A 12,685-nucleotide genomic window follows, 5' to 3' on the forward strand; every position below is an offset into this window, starting at 1 on the left:
AATGTAACAATCATTGGTACATTGTTAGACTGATACATTGTTAAATTGGAAAAATTATGGACTTAGAAAAATTCGTACAATACGTACACGACGAAAATAAAGTAGAACCAAAAGATGTAATGCCTGATGATTACAGAAAATTATTGGTTCGTCAGATTTCACAGCACGCACATTCTGAGATTGTCGGGATGTTGCCGGAAGCTAACTGGGTTTCGAGAGCACCTTCACTGAGAAGAAAAATGGCTCTTTTGGCTAAAGTTCAGGATGAAGCAGGTCACGGTTTATACCTTTATTCTGCCACCGAAACTTTAGGAAACGGAACCATCAGAGCCGACAGAGATGCTACCTACGAAGATATGTTGGAAGGAAAAGCAAAATATTCAAGTATCTTCAATTATCCAACTTTAAGCTGGGCAGATATCGGTGCCATCGGTTGGTTGGTTGATGGAGCAGCGATTATGAATCAGGTGATGTTGATGGGGAATTCTTATGGTCCTTACTCAAGAGCGATGGTGAAAATCTGTAAAGAAGAATCTTTCCACCAAAGACAGGGTTACGAGATTTTAATGGCGCTTTGCCGTGGTACAAAACAGCAGAAAGAAATGGCTCAGGCTTCGTTAAACCGTTTCTGGTGGCCGGCTTTAATGATGTTTGGTCCGAATGACGACAGTTCGCCCAACTCTAAAATCTCTATGAACTACAGAGTGAAAAGAGAAAGCAACGACAGTCTACGTCAGAGATTTATCGACGTTACGGTTTCTCAGGCTGAATTTTTAGGCTTAACTGTTCCAGATAAAGATTTAAAATGGAATGAAGAAAGACAGCATTATGATTTCGGAGAACTTCCATGGGATGAATTTATGGAAATCTTAAAAGGAAACGGCCCTGCAAACAAAAAAAGACTGCAGACTAAAGTAAAAGCGCAGCAGGAGAACCTTTGGGTAAAGGAAGCGGCGAAAGCTTTTGCTGAAAAGCAGAACGAAAGAGTAATATAATTTGAAAATGTGCTAATTTGAAAATTTGAAAATGAGTTAAACGACTTTATTATTCTCAAATTTTCATTTACGACACTTAATCAATTTTCAAATTAACTCATTTTCAAATTTTCAAATTAATTATGGCAAATTTAGATATGTGGGAAGTGTTTATTCAGACTAAACCAGGATTATCTCACAAACACGTTGGAATTGTACAGGCACCAACAGCAGAAATGGCTTTGCAGAACGCAAGAGACGTTTATACAAGAAGAAAAGAAGGAACTTCTGTGTGGGTAGTTCCAAGTAAATATATCGTAACTTCAGAAGGAATCGACAAAGAAGCATTTTTTGATCCTGCTGACGATAAATTGTACCGTCACCCGACATTCTACGATATTCCAAACGATGTGAAAAATATGTAAAACAGCGCTTGGCTGTTAGCTGCTGGCAATTGGCCAAAAGCTAGACGCCAAAAGCCAAAAGCTAAAATAATGAACCCATTATATAATTATTTATTAAAACTAGCAGACGACAGTTTCATTATGGGACAGCGTCTGTCTGCGTGGTGCGGTGAAGGTCCTTATCTGGAGGAAGATATTGCTTTGACAAACATTGCTTTGGATGAGCTTGGACAAGCCAACAACTTTTACGTGTACGCTTCAAGAGTGATCGATAACGGTAAAAGTGAAGATGATTTGGCTTTCCTGAGATACGAGCACGAATATCTGAATGCACACTGGACCGAACTTCCCAACGAAGATTACGCTCAGACCATTTTGAAAGTGTATGTTTTCTCAGTGTATCAAAAGTTGATGTATGAAGCTTTGTCGAATTCTACGAATGAAGAACTTTCGGCTATCGCTCAGAAATCTCTGAAAGAAGTAAGATATCATTACACACACGCTGCTTCGTGGATGAAAATTTTCGGACACGGAACTGAAGAAAGCAAAATGCGTCTTGAAAGATCCATCGAAAATATCTGGGAATACACCAAAGGTTTATTTGCAAAAACAGAAGGCGAAGATGATTTAATTGCTTTAAACATCGCTCCGAATGTTGATGCTTTGTATGAAAATTTTGTAGCGATTACCACCAAAGATTTTGCAGATTTCGGTTTGGAATATCCTGCCAATCCTTTTATGCAGCCAAAATCAAGAACAGGTTATCACACGGAATACTTTGGATTTATCCTTTGCGAATTGCAGTATATGCAGAGAGCATATCCGGGATGTACGTGGTAAAAATCAATGAGTTAATTTGAAAATTAAAGAATTTGAAAATTACTAGCGACGCATCATTTTCAAATTAGCACATTTTCAAATTTTCAAATTAATTATGAAAAATCCTTTAGAAATATTAGAATTAGTTCCCGATCCGGAAATTCCGGTAATCAATATCGTGGAATTGGGTATTGTAAGAGAAGCGAAAGTTACAAGCGAAAATTCTTGCGAAGTGACGATTACGCCGACTTACTCTGCCTGTCCCGCTATGTTTACCATTGAGGAAGACATCATCAAGATCATGAAGGAAAACGGTTGGGACGCTAAAGTGGTCACCAAAATGTTTCCAATCTGGACAACAGACTGGTTGACGGATGAAGCGAGAGAAAAACTCCGTGTTTACGGAATTACACCTCCCGAAAAAGGAGCCGACGAAAACCACATCGGGAAACCTAAGAAATGTCCACGTTGCGGCTCGATGAATTCAAAACAGATCAGTAGATTCGGGTCTACTTTATGTAAGGCTTCGTATCAATGTTTAGACTGTCTGGAGCCGTTTGATTATTTTAAATGTCATTAAATAATTTGAAAATGTGCTAATTTGAAAATGAGTAAATTAGTACTGAAATCAGAATTTTCAAATTGACTAATTTTCAAATTAAAAAATTAAAACTATGTATACACAACTCGATATTGAATCGCATTTTGACGGAAAATTAAAAATTGCTTACCTCAATCAGCCTGATACGATGAATGCTTTAACGAAGCCATCATTGGCAGACCTGAAAGATTTTGTAAAGGAATGCAGCAATGACCCAACGGTTAGATGTGTGGCGATTTCAGGAAGAGGAAGAGCATTCTGTTCCGGTCAGAATCTTGACGATGCTTTTGTTCAGGGAAATGACCATCATGATGACGATATTATCAGAAGAATTGTGACCGATTATTACAATCCTCTGGTACTGGAAATTACGCGTTGCAAAAAACCTGTCGTCGCTTTAGTTAACGGTCCTGCAGTGGGAGCCGGTGCGATGTTGGCACTGATTTGCGACTTCGTTTTGGCGAATGACAAAGCTTATTTTGCCCAGGCATTTTCCAATATCGGATTGATTCCTGATACAGGCGGAACCTATTTCTTACCTAAATTGTTGGGAAGACAATTGGCGAATTATTTAGCATTTACAGGCAAAAAGTTATCTGCTGAAGAATCAAAATCATACGGTTTGGTAGCTGAGGTTTTCACTGAGGAGGAATTTAATTCAAAGTCAATGGAAATTTTAGAAAAAGTTTCGAATATGCCGACCGTTGGTTTAAAATTAACCAAGAAAGCTTTCGCCGCTTCTTATAATAATTCATTGAAAGATCAATTGGAATTAGAAGGCGATTTGCAACAGGAAGCCGCAGAAACAGAAGATTTCAAAGAGGGCGTACAGGCATTTTTACAAAAAAGAAAACCTGAATATAAAGGAAAGTAAAAAACTTGTATCATGTAAGAAAGTAAAATGTACAACGTACTTTAAAATACTTTTTACGTGATACATTTTACATTATACAACATGAGAAATGTAGGAATTATCGGTGCCGGAACGATGGGCATTGGCATCGCACAAGTAGCCGCAACCAACGGATGCAAAGTTTGGGTCTATGACGCCAACGCAAAACAGGTAGAAACGGCGACCGTAGGTTTGGAAAAAACATTGACCAAATTGGTTGGCAAACAGAAGATTTCATCAGAAAAAATGGTTGAAATTTTATCCAATATTTCCATCGCTACAGAACTGAAGGACTTCAAAGATTGCGAACTTGTTATCGAAGCCATCATCGAAAATAAAGAAATCAAAACAAAAGTTTTCACGGAATTAGAGAAGCATGTTTCTGAAAGCTGTGTAATTGCTTCCAACACATCATCCATTTCCATCACCTCTCTCGGTGCAGAACTGCAAAAACCGGAGCGTTTCATCGGAATTCACTTTTTCAATCCGGCTCCCCTGATGCCTTTGGTGGAAATTATTCCGTCATTACTCACAGATAAATCTTTAGCCAAAAAAATGTACAGCCTCATGAAAGAGTGGGGTAAAGTTCCTGTGATTGCCAAAGATATTCCTGGATTTATCGTCAACAGAATCGCCCGTCCTTTTTATGGAGAAGGTTTGAGAATCGTTGAAGAAAATATCGCAACGGTAGAACAGGTTGATGATGCCATGAAAACAGTAGGGAACTTTAAAATGGGACCTTTTGAGCTGATGGATTTAATTGGTGTTGATGTCAATTTCTCCGTAACAAAAACAGTTTACAACGAGTATTTCTACGATCCGAAATACAAGCCTTCGCTTCTTCAGCAGAGAATGTCTGAAGCCAAACTTCACGGAAGAAAAACCGGAAAAGGATTTTACGATTACAAAGAAGGAGCCGTAAAAACTGAACCAACGAAAGATGAAGCACTGTATCAGCAAATATTTTTAAGAATTATTTCAATGCTCATCAATGAAGCAGTTGAAGCGAAAAGATTAGGCATTGCGAATGATGAAGATTTGGAATTAGCCATGCAGAAAGGTGTCAATTATCCAAAAGGACTATTGGCTTGGGGAAAAGAAATAGGATATAAAAAAATCTCTGAAACCTTACAGAATCTTTACGAAGAATATCAGGAAGAGAGATACAGACAAAGCCCGTTGCTGCGTAAATTAAATTAGATAATTTGAAAATGAGCAAATTTGAAAATGGATTACACACTTATTTTATTTTCAAATTCTCAAAATTGACTAATTCTCAAATTAAAATTATGAATCCAAGACAGGTTGTAGATTATATGATGGAGAAAGATTATTTCTCCCAATTTTTAGGAATAAAAATCATTGATATTAAAGAGAATTACGCTTTAATTGAAATGGAAATCACTAAACAGATGCTCAACGGCCTGGGAACAGTTCACGGCGGAGTTACCTTCGCTTTCGCTGATTCAGCGTTTGCTTTTTCCTCCAACAACGATGGAAATGCAGCTGTCGCATTGAGCGTAACCATCAATTTCACCAAAGCCGGACGAGAAGGCGATATTTTCAGAGCAGAAAGTGTTTTGATAAATGATACCAGAAAAACAGCCATCTACGATATTAAAATTAGCAACCAGAATAATGATTTGGTTGCAAAATTTGTCGGAACGGTTTATAAGATCGGAAAAAAAGTAACAGAATTATTAATTTGAAAATTTGAAAATGAGTCAATTTGAAAATTATTTTGAATGTCTTTATTTTCATTTCCAAATTCTTAAATTAACACATTTTCAAATTAAATAAAATGAACAACGTATATATCATAGATTACATCAGAACACCAATTTCAAAACTATCCGGTGGTCTTTCAGAAGTTCGTGCCGATGATTTGGCGGCAATCGTTCTTAAAGAAATCGTAGCGAGAAATCCTGAAGTTCCTGTTGAGGAAATTGAGGATGTTATTTTCGGATGTGCTAATCAGGCAGGTGAAGATAACAGAAACGTTGCCAGAATGGGACTTTTATTAGCAGGACTTCCTTATAAAATCGGAGGCGAAACAGTTAACAGATTGTGTGCTTCGGGAATGTCGGCGGTGGCAAATGCTTTCCGTTCGATCGCTTCCGGAGAGGGCGAAATTTATATTGCAGGTGGCGTTGAGCACATGACGCGCTCGCCTTATGTAATGTCAAAACCAAGTACCGCTTTTGGGAGAGACAGTCAAATGTTTGATACCACTTTCGGATGGAGATTTGTGAATCCCAAAATGAAAGAAATGTACGGTGTAGACACGATGGGAGACACCGCTGAAAATTTGGCAGAAATGCACAACATCAGCCGTGAAGATCAGGATAAATTTGCCCTTTGGTCTCAACAAAAAGCGACTAAAGCTCAGGAAAGCGGAAGACTGGCGGAAGAAATTGTAAAAGTTGAAATTCCACAGAGAAAAGGCGAACCGAAAATCTTCGATACAGACGAATTTATCAAGCCAACCTCTTCAATGGAAGGCTTAGGAAAACTTCGTCCTGCTTTCAGAAAAGATGGCGGAACAGTAACTGCTGGAAACGCTTCTGGAATGAACGACGGAGCTGCTGCTTTAATTTTAGCAAGCGAAGAAGCGGTGAAAAAATATGGTTTAAAACCGAAGGCGAAAATCTTAGGATCATCCGTTGCCGGTGTTGAGCCAAGAATTATGGGAATCGGTCCGGTTGAAGCGACTCAGAAATTGTTGAAAAGATTAAATCTTTCATTAGACGACATGGATGTTATCGAATTAAACGAAGCTTTTGCTGCTCAATCTTTGGCTGTAACCAGAAGTTTAGGTTTAAAAGATGATGATTCAAGAGTGAATCCGAACGGAGGCGCAATTGCTATCGGTCATCCACTTGGAGTTTCCGGAGCCAGAATTATCGGTTCTGCAGCTTTAGAGCTTCAGAAACAAAATAAAAAATATGCGTTGTGTACGCTTTGTATCGGTGTCGGACAAGGGTATGCGATGGTGATTGAAAAGGTTTAATTTGAAAATGTGCTAATTTGAGACTTTGAAAATGCTATTTAGAACAGCTGTAATTCTTAAATTAATATATCTCACAATTTTCAAATTAATTCATTCTCAAATTCTCAAATTAAAATTATGAATATCTACTCATATCACGGAATTCGTCCAATAATAAAACCTTCTGCTTACGTTCATCCGCAGGCGGTGATTATTGGAAATGTGGAAATCGGCGAAGAGGTTTATATCGGTCCTAATGCGGTGATTCGTGGCGACTGGGGTAAAATTATTGTGAAAGACGGTGCGAATGTTCAGGAAAACTGTACTCTTCACGTTTTCCCAGGAATTGAAACCATTTTGGAAGAATCTGCTCACATCGGTCACGGAGCGATTATCCATTCCGGACATATCGGTAGAAATTGTCTGGTTGGAATGAATGCTGTTGTCATGGACAAAGCCGTTATCGGTGACGAGTGCATCATCGGTGCGCTGGCTTTTGTTCCTGCAAATTTCAGATGTGATGCGAGAAAACTGATCGTTGGAAGTCCGGCAAAAATTATCCGTGATGTTTCTGACGAAATGATCAAGTGGAAAACAGAAGGGACAAAACTCTATCAGGAATTGGCGAGAGAAGGGAAGGATGCGATTCAACTGTGTGAACCTTTTACGGAATATGTTCAGCAAATTCCTACGAAGGCTGTTGATTATGGGATTTGGGATGATGTGAAATAATTTAAAAAGTGTGGTCAAACCTAATGGGTTTTCGAAACCCGTTAGGTTTATAAAATTGATTTTTAAGACATAGATGATTAACACAGAAAATTTTGAATTTGATTCCGTGTATCACATTTTTTCTCATGTGAATGGGAGAGAGTTGATTTACCGAGAAGAAACAAATTATCAATTTTTTCTAAAGCAGTTAGATAAATACATTATCCAAATTGCAGATATTTATGCATATTGTTTGTTGCCGAACCATTTTCATTTACTGCTAAGATTTAAAAATAGTGAAAATGTAAATGTTGAAGATGAACATCAGTTTTTAATGAAGAATTTTGGTAATTTTCTTAATTCTTACGCAAAAGCATTTAATAAGAAGTATAACCGAAAAGGTGCGCTTTTCCTCAATGCAGTAAAACGAAAGAAGATTACAGATGAGATATATTTACTAAAAGTTTTGCATTACATTCATAATAATCCCGTAAATCACGGGCTCACAAGTGAAATTAATTTATGGAAGTACTCATCGTATAATTCATATTTAAATAATATAAAAGCAAGTAGATTGAATAGAACTGAGATTATGCAATATTTCGATTCATTGGAAATCTTTAAAAATTATCATCACTCAAATGTTGAATATGATTTCTTAAATATAGAATAGTTGTTGATAAACCGCAGCCAAACCTAACGGGTTTTTAAAACCCGTTAGGTTTAAACAAATTATTGCTAATAAATAAAAAATTAAAATTTCAGAATAAGAAATGATTAAAAAACTCCTCATCTTCGTCAGCTTTTTATTTACATTCCAATTCACGGTTTCTGCCCAGAATGGAACCGTAAAACCATTGACGATTGGGGAAATCAGAACACTAAAATCTGAAATCTTAAAAGAAGAAAGAACTCTGAATATTTATCTTCCGCAGAATTTCGATAAAACAAAATCCTATCCGATCATTTATCTTTTGGACGGAAGTATGAATGAAGATTTTATTCATGTAGCAGGGTTGGTGCAATTCTTTAATCAGATGTACGCAATGCCGGAAACGATTGTGGTTGGAATTGGAAATGTCGACAGAAAAAGAGACTTCACTTTTCATACGGATTTAAAAGATTTACAGAAAGAATATCCGACAACAGGACATTCAGACAAGTTTATTGGCTTTCTTGAAAAAGAGTTAAAACCGTACATCGAAAATCAGTTTAAAACTACTGACACTTATCTATTTGGACAGTCTTTGGGTGCACTTTTAGCAACAGAAATTCTGCTGAAAAAACCTGAAATGTTCAATAACTATTTTATCATTAGCCCGAGTTTGTGGTGGGATGATGAAAGTCTTTTGAAACAGGCACCGCAGCTATTAGCGAAAATTAAGGATACCAATAAATTTGTTTACATTTCTGTCGGAAAAGGTGAGCATAAAGTGATGGTAAAAGATGCAGAAGATTTCTATACTGTTCTTCAAAATTCAAACAAGAAAAACTGGACGGTAGAATATAAAATGATGGAAACAGATATTCATGCAACAATTCTTCACAGAAGTTTGTATGAAGGTTTGGTGAAACTGTTTCCGTATCAGGAACCGAAGTAACCGATTTACATAAATAATATTTTCAAAATGAAATTTAGTTTCTGCATATTTTTTATAATGGTTTTGATTGTAAGTAGTTGTAAATCTACAGCTGTCTATAAAGATATTCCGTTCACTCAAAACACTGCAGGAACTGATATTAAACTCAATATTTTTACACCAAAGAAGGTTGGTGAAAATAATTATCCGGTCATAATTTTTGTACACGGTGGAAACTGGAACACAGGAAATAAGAAAACCTATACTCTGATGGGTAAAAACTTTGCACGAAAAAATATTATTGCTGTAATTCCTGATTATACGTTGAGCCCGAATGCTGATGTCGATCAAATGACCAAAGAAATAGCTGCAGCGATACAATTTACAAAAGAAAATGCTCAGAAATATAACGGAGATTCCCGAAAAATATTTGTTTCAGGACACTCAGCGGGCGGTCAGTTGGCGGCTTCTGCAGTGATGAATCCGAAATACCAGATTCCGGAAAATACAGTTTCGGGGATTATTTTAATTGATGCGGCGGGAATAGATATGAAAAATTATCTCGAAAAAAATCCACCGACATCAGAAAGTAATTATGATGTTACGTGGAGTACGGATCCGCAAAAATGGAAAGAGGCATCTCCAATCTATTTTATTAACGAAAAGACACCGCCTTTTTTAATGTATGTAGGTGAAAAAACGTATCCTTCAATCAAAGTGGCGAATGAGAATTTTTTGAAAGCGCTTCATCCTTTCCAACCCAATTTAAAATCTGTTTTCATCAATAAAAAACACATTCCAATGGTTATACAGTACTTTTTCCCCTGGAGCAAAAGATTTGATGAAACTTTGGAATTTATAAATAAATTGGAAAACTAAAATTTAAAACAAATCTAAAAATGTATCAGCAATTGGTAAACCGTTAAATTGATACATTGTTAAATTAAAATTATATGGAAAAATTAAAAAACTATATTCACGGCGAATGGGTTGAAGGCACCGGAAACGGAATTCCTTTATACAATGCTGTGACGGGAGAGCAGGTTGCCATTTCAGATACCGAAGGGCTGAATTTTGAACAGGCTCTCGATTTCGGAAGAACAGTCGGCTATAAAAATCTTTCATCAATGACATTCTACGATCGTGGTGAAATGTTGAAAAAAGTAGCACTGTATCTTTTGGAAAGAAAGAAAAAATATTACGATTTATCCTATAAAACCGGTGCAACGCATGCAGATTCATGGGTTGATATTGAAGGTGGTTTTGGTACTTTCTTCACGTATTCAGGATTGGCAAAGAGAATGCTTCCGAATACGCCGTTTTGGGTAGATGGGGAAACTCAGAAAATTTCTGCTAACGGAACTTTTCTCGGAACTCACATTTTAACTCCAAGTGAAGGAGTTTCTGTACAAATCAACGCCTATAATTTTCCGGTCTGGGGAATGTTGGAAAAACTGTCGACTTCTTTGTTGGCGGGTGTTCCTTCAATTGTGAAGCCTTCGCCTTACGGTTCTTATTTAACGAACGCTGTTTTTCAGGATATGATTGAAAGTGGCGTTCTTCCGGAAGGTGCTTTACAATTGGTTTGTGGTGAACCAGGAAATATTTTGGATTATGTTCAGGATGGAGATTCCGTATTGTTTACAGGTTCCGCGACGACGGGTAGAAAATTAAAATCTTTACCATCCGTTTCTGGAAATTCTGTCCGTTTCAACATGGAAGCTGATTCACTGAACTGTTCAATCCTTGGATTGGATGCTAAACCGGGAACGCCGGAATTTGATTTATTCATCAAAGAAGTTCGTACCGAAATGACGACTAAAGCCGGACAGAAATGTACAGCGATCAGAAGAATTTTGGTTCCTGAAAACTTAATTGGTGATGTTCAGAATGCTCTGTCTAAAGCTTTGGATCAGACAAAAATTGGAAATCCGTTAAGCAGAGAAACGAGAATGGGTTCTTTGGTTGGAAAACAGCAGTATGACGAGGTTTTAAGAAAGGTAGATATTCTGAAAACTGAAAACGAACTGATTTATGACGGAAAGCATGAGCTTGTAGATGCAGATTATGACAGTGGCGCATTTATGTCTCCGAAATTGTTTTTAAATGATTCTCCATTTACCAAAAATATCTCTCACGATGTCGAAGCTTTCGGTCCGGTTTCTACGTTGATGCCTTACAAAGATGCAGAAGAAGCTGCAGCTTTGGCTAAAAGAGGAAAAGGAAGTTTAGTAGGGTCGATTATTTCTCACGACGAAAAATTTGTAGCCGAAACTTCTTGGAAAATGGCTTCTCAGCACGGAAGAATTTTCGTTTTAAACAGAGACAATGCAAAAGAAAGTACAGGTCACGGTTCTCCGCTTCCGACTTTAATGCACGGTGGTCCGGGAAGAGCCGGTGGTGGCGAGGAAATGGGCGGGCTGAACGGTCTTCATTTCTTCCTTCAAAAAACGGCCATTCAGGGTTCACCGGATATTTTGACGGCGATTACAAAAGTGTATCAGCAGGGAGCTGAGAAAAAATATTCAGACAAACATCCTTTCCAGAAATATTTTGAAGAAGTTGAGGTTGGGGATTCTCTGGAAACAGCAGGAAGAACGGTTACGGATGCAGATATTGTGAACTTCTCCAATGTTTCATGGGATCATTTCTACGCTCATACAGATGCGACAAGCTTATCAGGAACGATTTTCGATAAAACGGTGGCTCACGGATACTTCATTCTTTCTGCAGCAGCAGGATTGTTTGTTTCAGGTAAAAAAGGTCCTGTTATCGCCAATTACGGATTGGAAAACTGTTCGTTCTTCAAACCTGTTTATGCAGGAGATACGATTACCGTTTATCTCACTGCAAAAGAAAAAATAAACCGAGGTGTGAAAGGAAGAAATATTCCTTCAGGCGTGGTAAAATGGTTGGTTGAAGTAGTAAACCAAAGAGATGAGGTGGTTTGTGTAGCGACAATTTTAACATTAGTGGCAAAACATTCTCCATTTATCGATTTTAAAGTTCAGAATATTCAGAAAAAACTGAATGCACTGACTGAAAATACGCAACCCATTTTTGGAAATTTCACCCCGCAATTGATGGTTGAACATTTGGAAGAGGTCCTAAGAAATGGATTCGGCGATCTGAAGCCGGAAGATTTTGATGAAATTCCGGAAGAAAAATTAGAAAAACTTCAGGATTGGCTGTACACCGATAAAAAGATCCGTCCGGGAGCACAATATCCTTTATGGAAAGAAGGCGAAGTTCCACAGAATAAAAATAAAAATCTGGATGCTGCTAAAACTCAGCTGGTAGAAACACTGAAAGAGTTTACCGTCTATTTCAAAGAAAATCCTTTTGTGGAACATTATAATCCGAGATTCGGACATTTAAATAAAGAGATGATGGAGCTTTTCCAGAGAAAGCATTTTACGCATCATTTTGAGCAGTTTGGATTGGTTTAAAATTCAGAATTTAAGTTTTAAAAGAAATAGCAGTTTATTAATAAACTGCTATTTCCTTTTGTGAAATCTGCCGAATGATATGAAATTGATTCTCATCAAAATTTGACATTAATTTTGATCTTGTCATTACTGAATTTTTTCCCTAAATTAATCATTCAAAAATGATTTATAAGTCCTCCGCTTTTTTTTGAAGCTTAGTTTTATTATTATGTTAATAAATAATTAAACTTTTTAAAATAAAATAATTCACACATCTTTTTATTGAT

General features: G+C 37.1%; 13 protein-coding genes. All 13 read left to right on the forward strand.

Going from position 1 to position 12,685, the window contains the following annotated elements; genetic code table 11:
* The first annotated feature begins 56 nt into the window (after positions 1-56).
* The 13 genes from paaA to paaZ all read left to right on the forward strand — a co-directional run bounded on the left by paaA (position 57) and on the right by paaZ (position 12,419).
* Positions 57-995 (forward strand): 1,2-phenylacetyl-CoA epoxidase subunit PaaA, encoded by a 939-nt coding sequence (paaA, locus tag OMO38_RS14610; RefSeq protein WP_264750932.1) that lies wholly within the window; start codon positions 57-59, stop codon positions 993-995.
* A 122-nt stretch (positions 996-1,117) separates the two neighbouring features.
* On the forward strand, positions 1,118-1,399 hold the full coding sequence (paaB, locus tag OMO38_RS14615; protein ID WP_034679196.1) for a 1,2-phenylacetyl-CoA epoxidase subunit PaaB: 282 nt from the start codon (positions 1,118-1,120) through the stop codon (positions 1,397-1,399).
* Between the two features lie 12 nt (positions 1,400-1,411).
* The gene (gene paaC / locus OMO38_RS14620) at positions 1,412-2,218 is read left to right on the forward strand and encodes a 1,2-phenylacetyl-CoA epoxidase subunit PaaC (protein ID WP_264750982.1); all 807 of its coding nucleotides are present in this window, start codon (positions 1,412-1,414) and stop codon (positions 2,216-2,218) included.
* A gap of 94 nt (positions 2,219-2,312) precedes the next feature.
* A complete protein-coding gene (paaD, locus tag OMO38_RS14625; RefSeq protein WP_047446914.1) occupies positions 2,313-2,777 on the forward strand; it encodes a 1,2-phenylacetyl-CoA epoxidase subunit PaaD in 465 nt (154 codons plus the stop codon).
* A gap of 94 nt (positions 2,778-2,871) precedes the next feature.
* Positions 2,872-3,672, forward strand: a complete 801-nt coding sequence (locus OMO38_RS14630) for an enoyl-CoA hydratase/isomerase family protein (protein WP_264750933.1) — start codon at positions 2,872-2,874, stop codon at positions 3,670-3,672.
* 81 nt (positions 3,673-3,753) lie between these two features.
* Positions 3,754-4,890 (forward strand): 3-hydroxyacyl-CoA dehydrogenase NAD-binding domain-containing protein, encoded by a 1,137-nt coding sequence (locus tag OMO38_RS14635; RefSeq protein WP_264750983.1) that lies wholly within the window; start codon positions 3,754-3,756, stop codon positions 4,888-4,890.
* Between the two features lie 89 nt (positions 4,891-4,979).
* Positions 4,980-5,399 (forward strand): hydroxyphenylacetyl-CoA thioesterase PaaI, encoded by a 420-nt coding sequence (gene paaI / locus OMO38_RS14640; protein WP_264750934.1) that lies wholly within the window; start codon positions 4,980-4,982, stop codon positions 5,397-5,399.
* A 92-nt stretch (positions 5,400-5,491) separates the two neighbouring features.
* Positions 5,492-6,700: a 3-oxoadipyl-CoA thiolase gene (pcaF, locus tag OMO38_RS14645; protein WP_264750935.1), complete on the forward strand. Its 1,209-nt coding sequence runs from the start codon at positions 5,492-5,494 to the stop codon at positions 6,698-6,700.
* Between the two features lie 117 nt (positions 6,701-6,817).
* Complete coding sequence (locus OMO38_RS14650; protein ID WP_264750936.1) at positions 6,818-7,411, forward strand: acyltransferase; 594 nt, start codon at positions 6,818-6,820, stop codon at positions 7,409-7,411.
* Positions 7,412-7,484: 73 nt separating this feature from the next.
* Positions 7,485-8,063 (forward strand): transposase, encoded by a 579-nt coding sequence (locus OMO38_RS14655; protein ID WP_264750937.1) that lies wholly within the window; start codon positions 7,485-7,487, stop codon positions 8,061-8,063.
* Positions 8,064-8,163: 100 nt separating this feature from the next.
* Positions 8,164-8,991 (forward strand): alpha/beta hydrolase, encoded by an 828-nt coding sequence (locus OMO38_RS14660; RefSeq protein WP_264750938.1) that lies wholly within the window; start codon positions 8,164-8,166, stop codon positions 8,989-8,991.
* Positions 8,992-9,018: 27 nt separating this feature from the next.
* Entirely contained in the window at positions 9,019-9,849 is an 831-nt protein-coding gene (locus OMO38_RS14665) for an alpha/beta hydrolase (protein WP_264750939.1), read from the forward strand.
* 74 nt (positions 9,850-9,923) lie between these two features.
* Positions 9,924-12,419, forward strand: coding sequence for a phenylacetic acid degradation bifunctional protein PaaZ (gene paaZ, locus OMO38_RS14670; protein ID WP_264750940.1), 2,496 nt, complete (start codon positions 9,924-9,926; stop codon positions 12,417-12,419).
* Positions 12,420-12,685 lie beyond the last annotated feature (266 nt).

This window comes from Chryseobacterium kimseyorum, from assembly GCF_025971945.1.
Lineage (GTDB): Bacteria > Bacteroidota > Bacteroidia > Flavobacteriales > Weeksellaceae > Chryseobacterium > Chryseobacterium kimseyorum.

Excerpts from the sequence above, each read along its gene's own strand:
- paaI (WP_264750934.1), top strand. The coding sequence starts at position 4,980 with ATGAATCCAAGACAGGTTGTAGATTATATGATGGAGAAAGATTATTTC.
- OMO38_RS14665 (WP_264750939.1), top strand. The coding sequence starts at position 9,019 with ATGAAATTTAGTTTCTGCATATTTTTTATAATGGTTTTGATTGTAAGT.
- OMO38_RS14630 (WP_264750933.1), top strand. The coding sequence starts at position 2,872 with ATGTATACACAACTCGATATTGAATCGCATTTTGACGGAAAATTAAAA.
- paaA (WP_264750932.1), top strand. The coding sequence starts at position 57 with ATGGACTTAGAAAAATTCGTACAATACGTACACGACGAAAATAAAGTA.
- OMO38_RS14660 (WP_264750938.1), top strand. The coding sequence starts at position 8,164 with ATGATTAAAAAACTCCTCATCTTCGTCAGCTTTTTATTTACATTCCAA.
- paaZ (WP_264750940.1), top strand. The coding sequence starts at position 9,924 with ATGGAAAAATTAAAAAACTATATTCACGGCGAATGGGTTGAAGGCACC.
- OMO38_RS14650 (WP_264750936.1), top strand. The coding sequence starts at position 6,818 with ATGAATATCTACTCATATCACGGAATTCGTCCAATAATAAAACCTTCT.
- paaB (WP_034679196.1), top strand. The coding sequence starts at position 1,118 with ATGGCAAATTTAGATATGTGGGAAGTGTTTATTCAGACTAAACCAGGA.
- pcaF (WP_264750935.1), top strand. The coding sequence starts at position 5,492 with ATGAACAACGTATATATCATAGATTACATCAGAACACCAATTTCAAAA.
- OMO38_RS14635 (WP_264750983.1), top strand. The coding sequence starts at position 3,754 with ATGAGAAATGTAGGAATTATCGGTGCCGGAACGATGGGCATTGGCATC.
- paaD (WP_047446914.1), top strand. The coding sequence starts at position 2,313 with ATGAAAAATCCTTTAGAAATATTAGAATTAGTTCCCGATCCGGAAATT.
- OMO38_RS14655 (WP_264750937.1), top strand. The coding sequence starts at position 7,485 with ATGATTAACACAGAAAATTTTGAATTTGATTCCGTGTATCACATTTTT.